This window comes from Sphingobacterium sp. 18053, assembly GCF_902706145.1.
Taxonomy (GTDB): domain Bacteria; phylum Bacteroidota; class Bacteroidia; order Sphingobacteriales; family Sphingobacteriaceae; genus Sphingobacterium; species Sphingobacterium paramultivorum.
This window is the reverse complement of sequence record NZ_CACSJW010000003.1, coordinates 104,323-122,635: the sequence shown is the minus strand read 5'-3', so window position 1 is coordinate 122,635 and position 18,313 is coordinate 104,323. Positions and strand designations below refer to the sequence as shown.

Annotated in this window: 14 protein-coding genes; 12 read left to right on the top strand and 2 right to left on the bottom strand. The window is 38.6% G+C overall.

Annotated features, from left to right (window positions below):
• The first annotated feature begins 4 nt into the window (after positions 1–4).
• The 12 genes from GVK91_RS07635 (at position 5) to GVK91_RS07580 (ending at position 14,201) form a co-directional block, all read left to right on the top strand.
• Complete coding sequence (locus GVK91_RS07635; protein ID WP_159727720.1) at positions 5–1,498, top strand: SusD/RagB family nutrient-binding outer membrane lipoprotein; 1,494 nt, start codon at positions 5–7, stop codon at positions 1,496–1,498.
• The gene (locus tag GVK91_RS07630) at positions 1,498–3,960 is read left to right on the top strand and encodes a phosphocholine-specific phospholipase C (protein ID WP_200845552.1); all 2,463 of its coding nucleotides are present in this window, start codon (positions 1,498–1,500) and stop codon (positions 3,958–3,960) included. Before GVK91_RS07635 ends, GVK91_RS07630 begins: the two co-directional genes overlap by 1 nt.
• Positions 3,961–4,106: 146 nt before the next feature.
• Positions 4,107–4,871, top strand: a complete 765-nt coding sequence (locus tag GVK91_RS07625; protein WP_235032803.1) for a response regulator transcription factor — start codon at positions 4,107–4,109, stop codon at positions 4,869–4,871.
• 10 nt (positions 4,872–4,881) lie between these two features.
• Complete coding sequence (locus GVK91_RS07620) at positions 4,882–6,240, top strand: ATP-binding protein (protein ID WP_159727718.1); 1,359 nt, start codon at positions 4,882–4,884, stop codon at positions 6,238–6,240.
• Positions 6,241–6,364: 124 nt separating this feature from the next.
• A complete protein-coding gene (locus GVK91_RS07615; protein WP_159727716.1) occupies positions 6,365–6,847 on the top strand; it encodes a hypothetical protein in 483 nt (160 codons plus the stop codon).
• 69 nt (positions 6,848–6,916) lie between these two features.
• On the top strand, positions 6,917–7,918 hold the full coding sequence (locus GVK91_RS07610; protein ID WP_159727714.1) for an ABC transporter transmembrane domain-containing protein: 1,002 nt from the start codon (positions 6,917–6,919) through the stop codon (positions 7,916–7,918).
• Positions 7,908–9,269 carry an HlyD family secretion protein gene (locus GVK91_RS07605; RefSeq protein WP_159727712.1) on the top strand — a complete coding sequence of 454 codons (1,362 nt, stop codon included), beginning with the start codon at positions 7,908–7,910 and terminating at the stop codon, positions 9,267–9,269. Before GVK91_RS07610 ends, GVK91_RS07605 begins: the two co-directional genes overlap by 11 nt.
• Positions 9,270–9,276: 7 nt before the next feature.
• A complete protein-coding gene (locus GVK91_RS07600) occupies positions 9,277–10,707 on the top strand; it encodes a TolC family protein (RefSeq protein WP_159727710.1) in 1,431 nt (476 codons plus the stop codon).
• A 129-nt stretch (positions 10,708–10,836) separates the two neighbouring features.
• Entirely contained in the window at positions 10,837–11,355 is a 519-nt protein-coding gene (locus GVK91_RS07595; protein WP_159727709.1) for a hypothetical protein, read from the top strand.
• Positions 11,342–11,842, top strand: a complete 501-nt coding sequence (locus GVK91_RS07590; RefSeq protein WP_159727707.1) for a hypothetical protein — start codon at positions 11,342–11,344, stop codon at positions 11,840–11,842. Before GVK91_RS07595 ends, GVK91_RS07590 begins: the two co-directional genes overlap by 14 nt.
• Complete coding sequence (locus GVK91_RS07585) at positions 11,826–12,575, top strand: YoaK family protein (RefSeq protein ID WP_075993467.1); 750 nt, start codon at positions 11,826–11,828, stop codon at positions 12,573–12,575. Before GVK91_RS07590 ends, GVK91_RS07585 begins: the two co-directional genes overlap by 17 nt.
• A gap of 162 nt (positions 12,576–12,737) precedes the next feature.
• The gene (locus GVK91_RS07580; RefSeq protein WP_159727705.1) at positions 12,738–14,201 is read left to right on the top strand and encodes a glycoside hydrolase family 76 protein; all 1,464 of its coding nucleotides are present in this window, start codon (positions 12,738–12,740) and stop codon (positions 14,199–14,201) included.
• A gap of 52 nt (positions 14,202–14,253) precedes the next feature.
• Here GVK91_RS07580 and GVK91_RS07575 read toward each other — a convergent pair whose 3' ends face one another.
• Positions 14,254–15,033: a response regulator gene (locus GVK91_RS07575; RefSeq protein ID WP_159727703.1), complete on the bottom strand. Its 780-nt coding sequence runs from the start codon at positions 15,031–15,033 to the stop codon at positions 14,254–14,256.
• Between the two features lie 2 nt (positions 15,034–15,035).
• Positions 15,036–18,191, bottom strand: coding sequence for a sensor histidine kinase (locus GVK91_RS07570; protein ID WP_159727701.1), 3,156 nt, complete (start codon positions 18,189–18,191; stop codon positions 15,036–15,038).
• Positions 18,192–18,313: the final 122 nt, after the last annotated feature.

Sequence of the window (18,313 nt, the reverse complement as noted above, 5' to 3'; positions counted from 1 at the left end):
TACGATGAAATTATTTAATAAACATATATTTCTTGGATTATTTTCTCTTTCAATCATGACTTCTTGTCAGAAATTGACTGAAGTAAATGTTAATCCAAATGAAGCGACAACAACCCACCCGCAAGCTTTATTGACGAAGGTAGAATGGGATGCTTTTCGGACCTGGCACGGTACCTCACCACTATATGCCTTGAAAATGATTGTGCAAACGGATGGTGAAAATGCGAATCAAATTTATAATTGGCAACGAGGAAGCTTTGAGCAATATGGTAATCTTCGCAATATTACCAAGATGACTGAAGAAGCTGAACGTATTGGCGCTGAAAGTTATTTGGCATTAGCAAAATTTTTCCGTGCGTATTATTTTTATAATCTTACCTTAACGTTTGGTGATGTCCCCTATTCAGAAGCAGCAAAGGGTGAAAATTCGGCAATTTTTGCACCGAAATACGATACACAGAAAGACGTTTTGGTGGGTGTATTGAAGGAGCTTGAGGAAGCAAGTATTATTCTGAAGAAGAACAATAACACCATAAATGGGGATATTATTTATGGTGGAAATAGTGGCAATTGGAACAAGTTAGTCAATTCATTTCGCCTAAAAGTATTATTGACGCTTTCGAAGAAAACGACTGATCTCCCATTTAATGCAGCAACAGAATTTTCAAAAATATTTACCAATGAGTCTAGAATCACTGATGTTAGTGGTGCTGAAGATGGGCAACTCGTCTTTTTGAATCAAGAGGGTAATCGTTATCCGGAGTTTAACTCAAGTGGTTATGGATCGGGAATGTATATGGATTCAACATTTATCCAACGATTGCAGGACTTGAAAGATCCGCGGTTATTTGCCGTCGCTACACAAACAAGACTGGGTAAAGAAGCGGGTAAAGCGATTAATGACTTTACGGCTTATGAAGGCGGTGATCCGATTGTTCCTTACGCACAGGTGAATGCAAAAGCTGTATTAGGTAAATTATCGAAAGTCCACGAACGATTTTATCAAGATCCCACAGCTGAGCCATTGGTCTTATTGGGCTGTTCGGAGATGCAGTTTATTTTGGCTGAAGCCATTTTGAAAGGTTGGATAACGGGCGATCTCAATGCAACGTATACCAAAGGAGTACAGGCATCGTTCAAATTTTATGAAAAGTATGCGAAAAATTTAGGAACTTATACAAATGAAGCACAAGCGGCCAAATATCTTGAACAAAATTCGGTAAGTCTTGACGGAGCTAGCTCCAATGAGCAAAAGCTAGAACGTATCTTGATGCAGAAATACCTACGCTCATTTCATCAGGGGGGATACTCGGCTTATTTTGATCATTTGCGCACAGGATATCCGAGTTTCCGTAAATCTGCGAATGTGAAAACAGCCTATCGCTGGATGTATCCTCAAGATGAGTACAATAATAATACTACGAATGTATCTGATGCGATCAAATCACAATTTGGCGGAAATGACAATATTAATTTACAGACTTGGTGGTTAAAATAATGGATTCAAGGAGGGTATTTTTAAAAAAAGCAGCCATGCTGGCTGGGAGTACAGTCGCTATAAACTGGCTGCCTGAATCAATACAAAAAGCCTTGGCGATTGAAGCTCCAAAAGGATCAACTTTTTTGGATGCCGAACATGTTGTCTTTTTGATGCAGGAAAATAGATCGTTTGACCATTGTTTTGGAACTTTGAAGGGCGTACGTGGCTTTAACGATCCCCGCGCGATGAAATTACCGAATGGTCTACCTGTATGGATACAAGGAAATAAGGAAGGTGCATATTTTGCACCTTTCCATTTAGATATCGTCAATAGTAAATCGACTTGGATGGGGTCGCTTCCGCATGGCTGGCGTGATATGGTTGCGGCTCGTCATGACGGGAAAATGGATAATTGGTTGGAAGCAAAGAGCTCTGGTAATTCAGAATATAAGGCCATGCCTTTAACAATGGGTTATTATAATCGTGCAGATATTCCTTTTTATTATGCTTTTGCAGATGCATTTACGGTTTGCGACCAGCATTTTTGTTCTTCACTGACGGGAACGAGCGCTAATCGATCATATTTTTGGACTGGTACAGTGCGTGAAGAACCCCGTAATCCCGAATCTGTTGCGCATGTAGACAATGGTCAGATCAACTACAAGGATGTCAAATGGAAAACCTATCCTGAACGACTGCAAAAAGCAGGGGTCTCGTGGAAAGTTTATCAAAATGAACTAAGTTTACCAGTAGGCTTTAAAGGAGAAGAGGAAGATTGGTTGGCCAATTTTACAGATAACAACCTGGAGTTTCACCAACAATATGGTGTAAGATATCATTTGGCACATTATCAGTGGATGAAAGAACGGGTAAATGAGCTGCATAAATTTTTGGAAACAAATCCAAACGAAGAATTGCTGCACAAAGCCAAAGCGGAATTGGAGGATTTGAAAAGAGATGTCATTCATTATACCCCCGAAAATTTTGAAAAGCTATCCCAATTTGAAAAAGATATTCATCGTAATGCTTTTGTGACTAATCTAGCTGATCCCAACTTTCACAAACTTGATAAATTAAGTTATAAAGAAGGTGGAAAGCGGCAGGAAGTTGAGGTGCCTGCGGGGGATGTTTTTTATCAGTTTAGAAAAGATGTTGAAGATCGCCAATTACCTACAGTGTCATGGTTAGTGGCACCTTGTCGTTTCTCGGATCATCCGGGCTCACCTTGGTATGGGGCATGGTACGTATCCGAAGTCCTCGATATATTGACCAAAGACCCTGAGGTTTGGAAAAAGACGATTTTCATCTTAACTTATGACGAAAATGATGGATATTTTGATCATATAGCTCCTTTTGTTCCGCCATTGAGCACGAACAAAGATCAGGGTGCCGTGTCAGAAATCGACACTTCGGATGAATATGTTACGCTAGAACAGGAGCGAAAAAGGAGAAATAGTAAGAATGTAAGTTTTGAAAGTCCTATTGGTTTGGGCTATCGAGTACCAATGGTGATAGCTTCACCCTGGTCTAAGGGTGGGTGGGTCAATTCCGAAGTTTTCGACCACACCTCCTGTCTTCAATTTTTAGAACATTTTTTGGAGAAGAAAACGGGTAAGGTGGTACGAGAAGAAAACATCAGTCAATGGCGAAGAATGGTCTGTGGCGACTTAACAACTTCTTTTCGTCCTGTAGATAAAATTTCCAAAACAAGGCTTAATCCGGTGGATAGAGATGAGTATGTTGAACGTATATTCTCCGCCAGGAATAAAAAGCTCCCAACAGGTTTTGTGAAAATCGACAGCCAAAAACTGGAGGAAATCAAATCGACAGGTCAGTATCATGCAGCTATGCAGATGCAAGAGCAGGGATGGAAGGATGCTTGTGCTTTACCTTATGAATTGCAGCTAAAAGTACAGCATACACCAACGATGCTTTCCATCAGCTCAACCTTGGAAAGAAGGCTCAATACAGCTAAAGCGGGAGCGGGCATGGCTTATTATGTTATTTCCTATGTGGCGTATGATGGCCATGCGGCGGGGAAAGTTTGGAATTTTACGGTACGAGAAGGGGATCAATTAACGTATGAATGGGAACTCGATAAAATTGTAGGAGAGTACATATCATTTGCATTGCATGGTCCTAATGGTTTCTATCGTGCGATTGAAGGCGCAAAGTCACATATTCCTGCAATTGATGTATATACGAAAGTAGTTGCTGGAAAGCCTATTCTTTGTGTACAGTCTGAGTCGCTAAATTGGGGCTTACTTCTTAAAGACTGTTCCTATGATCTTTTCCATGCTAAGACAATGCGCAAGGATGATCCTGCTTTGATTGAAATAGATTGTAGCAAAAGCGAAGGTTGGTATGATATTGAAATAACGAGTTCAGAAGATCATGCGGTCAAATTACGCTATGCTGGACATATAGAGACTGGTACATCAAGTAAGACAGACCCGTTGATGGGTAAAGTAAAATTATAGCTGAACCAATTAATTAGTATGGCGAAAGCGCTGTTTCACGATCGATGAACACAGCGCTTTCGCTTTTGAAAAATAGAGCAAGATTCTTTTCGTGTAGATTTTGGCAAAAATGGGATTTGTGTCTCTTGTGTCAAAACGTTATTTTTATGGTTTGGATCGTAGTTCATTACAGAGAGCTACACATCATGACGAATATGGAGGAGCAAAAAATTATTTTGGTTGAAGATGAACAGGATGTTGCTGATTTGATCGTACAAGGCTTAGGCGAGGATGGCTATAGGGTCATTCATCTGGGACGTTCGGAAGGTCTGGAACAGCTTTTGGCGAAGCAAGATGTCTCTCTTGTGCTATTGGACATTCTTTTGCCGGGAACTAATGGTCTGGATATTTGTAAGCAGATCAGACAGTGGGGGTATACCGATTTACCTGTTATGATGCTGACCGCACTTGGTACTCCGGAGAATGTGGTGCTCGGACTCGATAATGGTGCCGATGACTATCTTTCCAAGCCCTTTAAGCTAATTGAATTGAAGGCTCGGATACGTTCATTGATCCGCAGGCAACAGTCTATCGTACAGGCAACACAACGTGAGTTACAGCCATCGAAAGACACATTTAGTTATGGTTTTCTAAGTATCGATGATTATAAAAAAGTAGCCTACTGTGAGGGGCAGGAACTCAATCTGACAAGTACAGAGTATCGTTTGCTCTTGTTGTTTATTCAGAGCCCCAAAAAGGTATTTGAGAGAACGGAGCTTTTGGACAAAATATGGGGAATAAATTTCGATATTGGATCAAATGTTGTCGATGTTTATGTGAATTATTTGAGAAAAAAGATTGAAAAAATAACGAGCAAAAAAGCGATCCACACGGTTATTGGTATGGGATATGTTCTAAAAATAGAAGACTGAATATTTAAAAATGCACAATTATAATCGAAAGCTTATTTATCTCATTGCAATTCTGGTCATTTATGTGAGTTGTTTTGTTGGCTTTATTTTTTATTCCGTTACGAATTTTGCTTTTACAGATTTTTATAAACGGCTGGATCTGCGGCGAAATATTGCTGCCGAAAAATTTCTGAATAGTAAATCCGCCTCCCAGGCTGATCAGTGGAGCCTTGATTTTATTGAAAATCTAAATAATCAGCATGAATTTTTAGTAGAATTTGATAGCAATGGTGCTATTTTAAGAAGCCAGGGATTTCATAAAGAACTTTGGGATAAAATCAATAAAAAAGGAAGCTCAAATTTCAAGTCGGGTAATCAATTCTATTCAACTAAATATTTTTCGCAAAATGGTCGAAAGTATATTGTGGGCGCTTCAGCTGAAAATTACTTTTATACACACCATTTGGCCTACCTTCGTAATCTGCTTATTGTAAGTCTGATTTTGGGAATTCTCTTTATTTTCGTTGTTTCGGTTTTTATGAAACGTTCGTTCTTAAAGCCAATATTAACCATGATGAAAGAGGTGCAAGAGATTGGTTCGGAAAATCTTTATAAGCGATTGGATGAGGATAAATATAAAGGTGAGCTTCATGGTCTGGCACTTACATTTAACCGGATGTTGACGCGCTTGGAAACTTCTTTCGAAACACAAAAGAACTTTATCAGCAATGCATCACATGAGCTAAATACGCCATTGACATCCATCATAGGACAGGCAGATCTTGCTTTATCCAAAGAACGAACAACAGAGGAGTACCAGCGAACATTATTTAAGATTATTGAGTCGGCAGAGCATTTGGAAAAGAAAACAAAAGCACTTTTACTGTTGGCGCGTACAGGTTTTGTTAATAATGCGACTGCATTTAGCCCCGTTCGTATTGATCAGATCGTGATGGACGCCGAGCTGACTGTTAAGGCCATCAATGACAAATTTAAGATTATTACAGATTTCAGTTTGTTACCAGATGATAGTATGCGACTCAAGGTGAATGGAAATGCAATTTTGCTACAGCTTGCGCTATCCAATATTATCAGCAACGCGTGTAAGTATTCATCCGATAGAACCGCTTATATTGCTTTAGGGGCATTGGACAATAAAGTCTTTATTCTAATAAAAGACAAAGGTATTGGAATACCTTCCAGTGACTTGGATCATATCTACGATCCTTATTTTAGAGCGTCCAATACGAGTGGGATAGACGGCTATGGTATAGGACTCCCCTTGGCTAGAAATATTATTAAGTTGCATGGTGGGACATTGAAGGTCAATTCTGTTGTGAGTGAAGGAACCACTGTAGAAATTGAACTACCCACTTACCTTCGATTCTAATGTAGTTTTAATTTTGATCGTATTTCTAATCTCATTTTAATACTGTTGCTCGCTTTCTAATGGAAAGCTAATTTTAGATTCATTCCGTTGCCATAACTGCGTTTTAACTTTGCTAAAAAAAAGCATGGCTAAAACAACGCGTATATTAATACCTAGTGATTTTACAGTTGACTCACTCCATTTTGTGCGTCAAAGTATTGAAGAGTCAATGGCTGATTCTATCGATATTATCCTTGTGTATGGCAATAAAAGCAGCACTTCTGCGAGTGAATTACTCGGAATTGGATTGGAAGATCAACTGGAAACACTTCAATCTGAATCTTTTTTAAAAGCCTGTAGCGGAATCTATCAGCGCTATAAAAACCGTAGGCTCAGTATTTTTGCGGATATTTTGGGTACCGATAATAGTCATTATTTGCAGCATTACCTCAAAGGACAGTCTGTGAATGAGGTCATAATACCACGTGATTATACCTATAAAAAGAAAACACGTAATTTTTTTAATGTCGCTAATGCACTCCGTAAAGTCGAGAGTCAAATTCCTTCTACAATTTCATTTAAGGAACAACCAAGTATTAGAAACAGAGAAATCGGACTAATAGAATGATCGATCGGAGTTTTTACTGTTGTTTTTAGCTGAAATTCATTATTTATAACTTATCTTCTATCTATTTTTATGGGGCATATACAAGGCGGACCATCACCTTTACAACGGTTGGCTAGCTTATTACATACTGAACGAAAAACGATCAATTATATATTTATTTATGCCATCGTCATCGGTATTTTTAGTTTGACTATTCCAATAGGGATAACAGCTATCTTTAATTTTTTAAGCAATGGAGCGATGTATAGCTCTACCTATATCTTAATTGCTTTTGTGTTATTTGGCGTGATTGTGGGCGGGGTATTATTGATCGGACAATTGACCTTAGTCGAGTATTTAGAGCAGAAAATCTTTCTAAAATCGGCGGTTGAATTTTCTTATCGCCTGCCGAGAATTAAACCTAAAGAGTTACTTGGAAAAAATCTTGTGGAGTTGGTCAACCGATTTTTTGATGTTATCATTATTCAAAAGGGAATTATCAAACTTTTGATCGATATCATCGCCGCAGTGGTGACAATTTTCTTTAGCGTGGTCTTATTATCATTTTATCATCCTGCATTTCTGGCCTTTGGCCTTATTGTCATTTTTTCTGTTATTACGATACTTGTTTTATACTATAAAAGAGGGTTGAAAACAAGTATTGAAGAGTCTGAATACAAATATGAGACGGTAGCCTATTTGGAAGCTGTTGCCGGACAAATTGACCATTATCGTGCTGATGAGATGAAAATGAACGAAGTGACAAAGACAACAGATTATATTGTCAGTAAGTATTTAGGGGCGAGAAACGATCATTTTAAGGTTTTAAAGCGCTTTTTTATTGGTTCTGTCCTACTTCGCACCCTGTTGTTTGGAGCGATGCTCTTGCTTGGATCTTATTTTGTTGTTGAGCGGCAAATGACTTTTGGTCAATTTGTTGCTGCCGAAGTTGTCATCGTTCAAATTGGTTATGCCATTGAAAAACTGATGACAAATTTGAATACGATTTTTGATATGCTTACTGGAGTTGTCAAATTGGCGGCTGTAACGGATCTTGCGTTGGAGGAGGACGCTGCAGTTTATGTTGATTAATAAGGATCGTTCGAGTCAGAAAACGCTCTCTTGGAGAGATCTTTCCCATGATGCAGTTGGTAAGTTATTGAAAGAGCGGGGATCCCTCGTCTTGGGGCGAATTCTTGTGTTTTCTGGGATTGTTTTTGTACTAGCACTTTTTCTCCCATGGAGGCAGACAATTCCTGGAGTAGGAACGGTTACCGCTTTACGTCCACAAGACAGACCGCAGACCATCCAAAATCAGATTGGTGGTCGCATTGAATACTGGGCGGTTACCGAAGGGCAGGAAGTGAATAAAGGTGACACAATTTTGGTCCTTTCAGAGACTGCACAATCTTATTTTGATCCAATGCTACCCTTGCGATTAGAAGAACAATTGCATGCCAAAAGAAGTGGAGAAGATGCCGCTAATCAAAAGATGAAAGCCACTGAAGCACAGATTCAGGCTTTACGGAATGGTTTGGAATTTCAGCTTGCGTCAGCTAAAAATAAGGTGATCCAATCTCAAAATCTGGTAAAAATAGATAGTGCAGAATTGGTCGCTGTCATGAGCTTTTTTGAGACCAGTGAAAAGCGGCTTAAACGGTACGAAGAGGGGTATCGTGACGGCTTATTTTCGTTAACGGATATTGAAACAAGGCGCTTAAATCTGCAAAATGATCGAGCTAAAGTTGTAAGTGCAGATAACAAATTGTCAAATTCAAGACAATCATTAACGAATGCCAGTATCGAATTAAACAACATCCGCGCAAAGTATAATGAATCATTGGCGAAAGCACAGTCTGATTTAAGTTCCGCCTTTTCCTCCAAAGCCTCAGTACAAGGGGATATCGCCAAACTGAGAAATGAGATATCCAATATTGATGTCCGACGAGGGTTATATGTCGTGAGGGCCCCACAAGATGGTTTTATTGTAAAAACCTTTAAGGCAGGAATTGGTGAAAATATGAAGGAGGGTGAGTCCGTTGCGACATTACAGCCTAAGAAACCACTGCTTGCCGTAGAGCTTTATGTAAACGCAATGGATGTTCCACTGATTGAGCCGGAAAGTGATGTAAGGCTACAATTTGATGGCTGGCCATCGATCCAATTTTCCGGATGGCCGTCTGTCGCGGTCGGTACCTTTGCTGGAAAAGTTTCAGTCATCGATAAAGTGAGTAGTACGAATGGCCGATTTAGGATTTTGATACGCGCAACAGATCCTGTTCCGGAAGGAGATGAGCCCTGGCCTGTTCAGTTAAATCAAGGCTCAGGTGCTTATGGAAGGGTTATTTTAAATAAAGTCCCATTATGGTATGAGATATGGCGACAGTTGAATGGCTTTCCGCCGAGTTTGGAAAGAGAACCAAAAGAAAGGGAGAAAAAGTAATTGTTATATGAATAAATTGAATTTTATTTTTATCGTGTTTTGCTTTTTTTTCTCTCCTTATCTTTCGGCTCAGGAAAAGGAGTATGGAGCAACGAATACTTTTACCGTGGATGACATGGAAGAGCTTTTAATGGCCAATCATCCCATCGTTAAACAAGTGAATCTGCTGAGTGAAACTGCAAAAGCCCAGGTAACACAGGCGTTAGGAAAGTTTGATCCGACGCTAAATTCCAGTTTTAAAAATAAGCATTTTGGCAAGACGGATTATTACAATCAGTGGAATAGTGAGTTGAAAATTCCACTTTGGTTAGCTGGCGCAGATCTGAAAATTGCTTATGATCGAAATGTTGGTGATTATACAAACCCGCAATCCCGAACAAATAATGCAGGGCTTTCCGCAATCGGTTTAAGTATTCCATTGGGGCAAGGTTTAATTGTCGATAGCAGAAGAAATACGTTGCAGCAGGCAAAGGCTATGATCAGCTACCTAGAAGGCGAAAAGATAAAACAAATAAATGCCATTTGGTTTCAGGCACTTTCAGATTACTGGAATTGGTATTTTGCCTATCAACAGTATCAGCTTTTATTGGAGGGTGTAAAATTGGCTGATCAACGGTTTAAAGCAATCAGTGAGCAGACGACGCTGGGAGATAAACCTGTAATTGATTCCATCGAAGCTTCGGTCGTTGTAAAAGAACGGCGGATAGAACTTTCAAAGTATGAGGTTGAACTTAAAAACGCGAAAATTGTATTGTCCAATCATCTGTGGAATGATCAACAATTTCCAGTAGAACTTCCCGATCATGCCATACCGCATAAGCTCGAAGATCCTGTTATTTTGCCAGATAATAGTGTGATCGAGGCGCTACTTGATTCGGCAAAAATTGCTCATCCCGAAATGATAAAGTTGGCGAGTAAAAATCAACAACTTCTATTTGAAGAACGTTATCGAAAAGAAATGCTTAAACCTAAATTTAATGTGTCGGGCGCGCTCATTTCTAGCCGTTACGGTTTTAATGACTTTGTACCACCGCAGTATGATTTTAATTGGCATAATTATAAAGTAGGTTTTGAATTTGCATTTCCACTTTTTATTCGCGCCGAACGTGGGAAGCTTAAAGAGGTCCGGATTAAGCAAGATCAGCTACGATTTGAACAGCTTGCGACCGAGAGAAATATTTACAATGAAGTCGTTAAAAAATATAATGATTTAAATGCTTACAGTAAACAGATTGAACTTCAATCGATCAATATAAGTAATCAGGAACTGCTTCTTCGGGGGGAATTAAATAAGTTTGAACTGGGTGAATCAACCTTGTTTGTTGTTAATAGTAGGGAAAACAAGCTGATCGAAATGCGTATCAAGCAAGAGAAGCTTGTTACGGACTACAGAAAGGCACTAGCGGAATTATATTACAAAGCTGGAACTAAATTTTAATCCCATTTTAATCTGCATCTTTTTTTTAATCTCATTTTAATATAAGTCTTAAAATTCTAATAGAAAGTTAATTCCAGATTCATTCGGTTGCCATGACGACCTGTTAATTTTGTATAAAAATAATTGTATATGGCAAAGGCAATACGTGTATTGATTCCAAGTGATTTTACGATTGATTCGCTTTTTTTTGTGATTCATAGTATAGAGCGATCGACAGCCGAAGAACTTGATATCATTCTTGTCTATGGTAATAAGAGCAGTACATCGATCAGCGAACTATTGGGAATCACATTGGATGACCAACTCAGTAATCTTCAATCGGAGGACTTTTTGAAGGCCTGCCAGATGATCTGTCATCGTTATGAAAATCGTAAGCTAAATATCTATACAGATATCATCGGCTCTGACAATCTCAATTATTTACAACATTATTTGCGCGGAGCTCGGATTGATGAAGTCAAAGTTCCCACAGATTATGAATTTGAAAAAAGAACACGGCATTTTTTCGACGTCGGACAGGCTTTGCTTGACTTGAGTAAAAGTAAACAGAAGAATGTCTCGATTGTAGCAAGACCTGGGACAAACAAAACAGGAGGAAATGTCTTGGCGGATTTATTTTTTAACAAGAAATGGGATGTTAATTATTAAGAGAAAAATATTGGCGAGGTTCAACTTCGTCTTGTTGTCATTTTTGCTTTTAGGAGCTAGTTCAATGGTTATGTTTTATGAAAACCCCGAGCGGCTTTTAGAAGGGGAGTGGGAAGAGCAAGGTTGGTACTTTGAGAAAGTGGATAAGTCTCCAACGTTCAAAAAACAGGCGGTTATCCATGAGGGAATAAAAGATGCTGCAATCGCTCACCTTCCACCCTTGCAGGATGGATTATGGCATTTTGAAAAAATGGGTGACAAAAATTTTATTGCCCATCACGAGGACAAACAATACAATTGGTTTTTGAAGGGACGAGGCCATATCCTTGAGCTTCGGAAAAATGATGAGCTTATAGAGAGCTTTGTCATACAAAAATTAAATAAAAACCAATTGATACTGCATCTTAACTTGGATATGCAGACGAAAGGAATTGCACGAATTGTGCTGAAAAAAGGAGGAAAGGAAAAGTATGCTGAGAAAATATAGCAATCATAGAACGATTCAAGATAATATCAAATTAGGGGGAATAACTGCATTCTCTGCGGGAATGGTCAATGTCGCATCTGTCATTGTCTTTTTCTCGTTTACATCCAATGTAACAGGTTATTATGCTGTTTTTGCGCAAGAGATTGCGAAAGGAAATTGGTATCAAGGTGCAGTAGTGCTATTTTGGATTTTACTTTTTCTAGTAGGGAGTATGCTTTCGAATCTTATCATCATTCATGGTAAAGGACGTTTTAGCTCCTATTTGACACATTCCATTCCCTTGGCATTGGAAATACTGAGTATATTATTTGTCGGGATATATCTTGATGTATTTTATGAAGATTCTTTGAAAGAAACAGAGATACTTGTCGGTGCATTGCTGTTTGCAATGGGATTACAAAATGGTTTAACAGCGAGCATATCCAATTCTGTTGTGAAAACGACACATTTGACAGGACTAACGACAGATTTGGCAATATTGATTTCGATGTTCACGAAGGAGTCCAACCGAAGCAATAAGGCGTTGGTCGACAAATTCCATTTACTGCTGAGTATCGTGGGAGCCTATGTCATGGGAGGGCTTGTGAGCGGTATTTCATTCACCTATTTATCGAATAAGACATTTTACGTGGTTTGTTTTGTTCTTTTAATCATTGGTTTGTACGACCACTACAAATTGTATCTGTTGAAAAAGCAATTTGTGAATCGTCATCGTCAGCCAGTGGCAGCTTAGTTGACCGAGAAAGTTCTTGGTTAACTAAGCAAAAGGGCAAAGAGTTTAATCGCATTTCAAAAAATGCGATTTTTTTTGTCCAAAAAATGCTTATCTTCAACCTCGGTTATCACGCTCTACCAAAGCGCATGAAAGACTACTTAATCAATTTAAAACCGTATCATGATCAAATTCTTTTCCATCCGGCCTTTTTGGGCACTCTCTCTAATTTCTCTGTCAGTATCACCCCTCTGTGTAAAACAGGTGTGTGCGCAAGAATTGCATAGCCAAAGATCAGTACATGATCAAAATAAAAGCCAACAGAATCTTTTACGGGCGATCCAATTGATTGATCGGTCAATGGAAGTCTATTTTTCTGGTGAAGATTTCAAAATGCATCGTTTTTATAATCCATTTACGCAGGTTCGATCCGAAGAAAAAGCGAGTGTATGGATGTACTCTGCTTCCATAGAAGCTGTAAATGCTGTGTTGAGCGGCTTGAAAAAGCAACAAAAGGCAGGTAATACCGAGCTTTACGGAAAGTATTATTCCCGCTATGTGGATTTATTGGTTAAGCTTCATGCAAATGCAGCTTATTATTTAGGGACATTTACGCTAACATCTTTTACACAACATAAAGAATGGACGGTGTATGCTGTCGATCGCGTCCGAGAAAAAGGAAAAGCAAATGTAACGGGAGTTTTGAATGTCTATGATGATCAGATGTGGTTGGTACGGGAATTATTGGAAGCCTATCACTTGACTGGGCAAGAACGTTATTTGCAAGAAGCTGAATACCTTACTGCTTATGTTCTTGATGGTTGGGATTGTACTTTGGATGAGAAAGGGAAAGAGCATGGCGGAATTCCTTGGGGTCCAGGATATGTAACTAAGCATGCCTGTAGCAATGCACCAATTATTAGTCCGCTTGTTGCATTGTATGAAATCTATAAAAAGAAAGGAGACCAAATCGTTGCGCATTCCATTGATCAGAAAGATAAATTAACCCGTATTTCTAAAAAAGAGAAGAAGAGCGATTTTTATCTCCGTTATGCTAAAAGGATTTATGACTGGCAAAAGGTGTATCTTCTTAATGAAAAAGGTGTTTATGCGGATATGATGGGTGATTGCTTTCCAGATTGTTCGATAGCTTATGAAACGGTCAATGGTGTACAATATCGAAAAAATACTGAGCTCAGAAAAGCGGTTGGAACAGCATTTTCCTATAATAGTGGCACGATGATTTCCGGAGCAGCAGACTTATATCGTGTTACGAAAGCAAAAAGCTATTTAGAAGATGGCAAGAAACTGGCCGATGCGACTTTTACTTATTTTGGAAAGTTAGGGCAGCAGATTCCTGAGCACTATACCTATGCGACAGATGGTTTTAATAATTGGTTTAACGGCGTGTTGTTAAGAGGGTATACCACTATATCTCCGAATTACAGCAAGGCTGGAATGTATGCAAAATCTTTTCAGGATAACTTGGATTATGGCTATACCCACTTCTTGAAAGATGGATTTCTGCCGAATGACTTGCTTGGAGGCTGGGCAAATGACAAAGGTAAGAATGATTTGGAAGGAATGTTCATGTTCACTTATGCAGCACAGTATGCAACACTTGCGCAAGTTGAACCAACAAAATAGGTGCACGCGTGGACGGACACCTATTTTTATTCAGATATGATTATTTGCTTGTTCAAGATTTAGATAAAGCAGTTTGAGCGTCCTGAAATTCGGTAGGACTTTGGCCAAACTGCTTTTGAAAATTACGTGAGAAATGAGTTGCCGAACTATAGCCCAATAAATTAGAAATTTCGTAAACTTTATATTGTTTTTGAATAAGCAGTTCTGCTGCTTTTCTGAGCCGAGTTAAATTAATCAGTTCATTGGGTGATAGGCTGGATACCACATTGATTTTGCGATAGAGTGTAGGTCTGCTCATACAGAGAATATCGGCCATTCTATCGACATTAAACTGGGGATCATCGAGATGTTGCATAATGATTTCTTCAATCCTCAGCAAGAACTCTTGTTCACTTTGATTTTGCCCGATCTGTTGGATTTGCGACATCGGATTTTTAATGAAAAATTCCTTGACCTTAACTCTATTCTTTAATAAACTCGCTATTTGTGCTCTTAAAAAAGCGGGCGAAAAAGGTTTTTCAATGTAAGCGTCGGCACCAAATTCTAAACCCTGAATTTTTGATTCAATACTATTTTTTGCCGTCAAAAGTATAACTGGAATATGTGCATAAGCGATATCTTCCTTAATTTTTTGACAGAGCTCAAAACCATCCATTTCTGGCATCATTACATCACTTACGATCAGATCGAAATATTCAGAGGCTAATAAATCTAGGGCTTCTCTTCCATTAGAACTCGTTGTTATCTGATAATCTTCATTGAGATCATCCGCAATAAATTCAAGCAGTTCGGTATGATCATCTACTAATAATAAATTGGATTTGGCATTCATAATTATGGGTTTGTATTGTGGTTCAAAGGTAACGTCAAGCTAAATACGTTCAATTGGAGGTCGTTTGTACTATATAACAAGGTACCTTGGTGTTTTAAGGTTAGGGATCTTGTCAATGCCAAGCCTAGACCACTTCCAGGAACATTCTTATTTTGCTTTAAACGATTGAATGGTTCAAAAATTCTTTCCCTTTCTTCTGAAGGAATTAAAGCTCCGTCGTTTTTCACGGTCAATATAAAGATATTTTTCTGTTTATCCATATTCAAATTCACTTCAATATAGGATGAGGAATATTTAAGCGCATTATTCAATAAGTTGTAACAAATCTTGTCGAAAGCGTCGATATCGACCTGACCTATAATATCTGGCATAATGTGCGACACAATCTGCTTTCCCTGCGCCTGGAGTGTGACCGTAAAATTGTTGATGATTTCCTGAACCGTTTGGCTTATGTTTTCTGACTCAAAGTGTAATTTGAATCCTTCCGTTTCGACCTGCCTAAAATCCAGTAATTGGTTACTAAGCGCAATCAACTTCTCCGTATTGTTCTGCATGGTCAATAACAGCTTGTCTGTTACAGGATTGTGATCTACCTTATCCATAAGCTTCTCTAAGGGGGCTTTGATCAATGTCAACGGTGTGCGTATTTCATGGGCAACATCGGTGTAAAAATTGATTTTTGAGCGGTAGAGTTCTTGCTCACGTAGATTTTGTACGGTTAGAAGGTGTTGTCGATTGCGTTGTTTGATCTTTTCATTGAAATGATGAATAACAAATACAATGAGCCCCACAAGGATTAGTGCGTAGCAAACAAAAGCCGGTATACTTGCCCATATAGGAGGAAGAATCGTGATTTTAAGACTAGCAAAGGTGGGTATTGTGTTACCATTTGGATCCTCCGCTTTTACGGTAAAAACATAGTTCCCAGGCGCAAGTTTGGTGAAGTAAGCACGTTGGTTGCTTGTAATGTCTATCCAACTGTCGTCAAGGCCGTCCATTTTATAACTATAATGAATTGAATGGGGGGCTTGATAGTGTAATGCCGCGAAATCGAGACTGAAGGATGATTCGTCGTGTTTCAGTTTGATTTTATCCGTGAACAGAATTGATTTGGACAGAATATTTGCATCGGTATATTGATTGATCGCTCTATTGTTGATGTAAAAATTAGTAATGTAAATTGGAATTTGATTTTTATAGTTGATCTGGTTCAGCTTTTCGGGGTTGAAACGTATAAGTCCATTGATGGTACCGAAATAGAAGTTCCCATTGTCGTCATCAAAAGATGAATTGTAATTGAACTGAATCGTCGGTAGGCCTGACTCCAAGTTGAAGATCCGTTTTCTGCCATTGGGCAGATGATAGCGCACCAGCCCTTTAGAGGTACTTACCCAGAGATTCTGTTGTTTGTCTTCTAAAAATGCGAGCGTTACGTTACTGGGCATTCCTTCTTCTAGGCCAATGTTTTCAAAACTGTCCTGATTTGATTTCTTCTTAGCCATTCCACCTTCAGTGGCGATCCAAATTTGATTTTTTGAATCCTCAAATAGACTATTGACCCTATTGTTAGGCAAGGAATTGGGATCGTTCTGGCTATGGGTAAAATGCTTGAAATACTTTGTTGTAGGATTATAGCAAAATAACCCATCGCGCCATGTACCTACCCAGATATTCCCCTCTTTATCTTCCAAAATAGTCGTGTAAAACATGTATTCAGGGACATTATTAATGAGGTGAAAAGACTTTTTTTCAAAGTTAAACCGGTACAAGCCACGAGTTGAAGCAGCTATAATGTCTCCTTTTCGAGTTTTATAGAGATAAAATAGAAAATTGCTTTGTAGATCAGAAGGGTTTGTATTGTTATTGCGATCGATGTGATAAATGACTTTTTGAAGCTTTGGCGAAAATATGTCCAGACCATTGACGAAGGTACCGATCAGCAGTTTATCTCCAATGGGAAGAACGCCATGGATATTATTGTTTGCTAGATTCCCCCGCTTATCGGAAAAGTTCTGGATATTACCAGAATTAGGGTCCAGTTTAGATAGGCCTCCGTTTTCGGTGCCTATCCATATATTCTGGTCGATATCTTTTTTTATAATGCGTACAACAGAGCCTTTTAGGCTCCCGGGGCGATCTTGTGGGAGGAATTTTTCGATTATACTATTGTTCTTATGATAATAGTTGATCCCACCAAAATAGGTTCCCAGCCAAATACCCTCATCCTTGTCCTGTAGGATGTTATAAATGGCATTGTCAGATATACCCCAAGGGTTTTCTTGTTCTTTCTGAATGTTGATGTAACGTCGGCTAGCAATTTGATAAATGAAGAGGCCAGACTCCGTTGCAAACCAATATTCATGATCATTTGGCTGTATAATATCTCTGACATAGAGAAATTGATGTAGTTGATCTGGACCAAGTATGGACTTGAGGGATTTATCTTGAAAGTGATAGCTATAAACACCAGTTTTTGAAGTACCAATCAATAAATCTCCGTCGCGGTTTTCCATTATTTTCTCAATACTAAACCAATCCTTAGCACCATATTTTGCTTGAAAGTCAAGCATAAGTACGGGTTTTCCGGAAGCACCTATTTGGAAGATTTTGCCTTCAGGAGTTCCAAAAAATACAGCTCCATTTTTTGTGCAGCTGATGGACGTAATATAGAGATCTGATTTTGTAAATTGTTGAATTGCATGACTAACTAAATCATGGCAATAGAGCATTCCATTTGATATAAACCAGATCCTTTTGCGTTGATCGGTAATAATAACGGGGACGTCCGCATTTTCAAATTGTTTGCTCAGCAGTCTAAATTGTTCATCGACGGGGTTGTAACAATAGATTCCCTGATCTGTACCAATCCAAATTCTCTTTCGAAAATCTTCTTTCAATGAGATGATATTATTGCCCCCCAGGCTATTTTTTCCAGATTTTGACGCATCAAAATGTTTGAAATTATTACCATCAAAACGATTTAATCCATCTTTTGTACCGAACCAAAGAAAACCCTGACTATCTTGCATGCTACAAATGACAGCATTGTTAGACAATCCTTCATTGATTTGATAATGATTGAAATAATAGGGCTGCGCATGGAGCAACGAGGGGAGCAACAGAAAAAATAGTAGACGTAAAGGCTTTAGGTTGATCATGATCATTTGGTTATTGATACAAAATAGTGCTAAAATGAAACAATTTAATCTTAAAATTTCTGAAAAAATTAAGACTTTAGCTTATATATTGTAAGCGTTAAAATTATAAAAAATCTAGAAAA

Coding starts and splice junctions, on each gene's coding strand:
- GVK91_RS07590 (WP_159727707.1), top strand. CDS start 11,342: ATGTTAATTATTAAGAGAAAAATATTGGCGAGGTTCAACTTCGTCTTG.
- GVK91_RS07575 (WP_159727703.1), bottom strand. CDS start 15,033: ATGAATGCCAAATCCAATTTATTATTAGTAGATGATCATACCGAACTG.
- GVK91_RS07580 (WP_159727705.1), top strand. CDS start 12,738: ATGATCAAATTCTTTTCCATCCGGCCTTTTTGGGCACTCTCTCTAATT.
- GVK91_RS07620 (WP_159727718.1), top strand. CDS start 4,882: ATGCACAATTATAATCGAAAGCTTATTTATCTCATTGCAATTCTGGTC.
- GVK91_RS07585 (WP_075993467.1), top strand. CDS start 11,826: ATGCTGAGAAAATATAGCAATCATAGAACGATTCAAGATAATATCAAA.
- GVK91_RS07615 (WP_159727716.1), top strand. CDS start 6,365: ATGGCTAAAACAACGCGTATATTAATACCTAGTGATTTTACAGTTGAC.
- GVK91_RS07570 (WP_159727701.1), bottom strand. CDS start 18,191: ATGATCAACCTAAAGCCTTTACGTCTACTATTTTTTCTGTTGCTCCCC.
- GVK91_RS07630 (WP_200845552.1), top strand. CDS start 1,498: ATGGATTCAAGGAGGGTATTTTTAAAAAAAGCAGCCATGCTGGCTGGG.
- GVK91_RS07605 (WP_159727712.1), top strand. CDS start 7,908: ATGTTGATTAATAAGGATCGTTCGAGTCAGAAAACGCTCTCTTGGAGA.
- GVK91_RS07595 (WP_159727709.1), top strand. CDS start 10,837: ATGGCAAAGGCAATACGTGTATTGATTCCAAGTGATTTTACGATTGAT.
- GVK91_RS07625 (WP_235032803.1), top strand. CDS start 4,107: ATGGTTTGGATCGTAGTTCATTACAGAGAGCTACACATCATGACGAAT.
- GVK91_RS07600 (WP_159727710.1), top strand. CDS start 9,277: ATGAATAAATTGAATTTTATTTTTATCGTGTTTTGCTTTTTTTTCTCT.
- GVK91_RS07635 (WP_159727720.1), top strand. CDS start 5: ATGAAATTATTTAATAAACATATATTTCTTGGATTATTTTCTCTTTCA.
- GVK91_RS07610 (WP_159727714.1), top strand. CDS start 6,917: ATGGGGCATATACAAGGCGGACCATCACCTTTACAACGGTTGGCTAGC.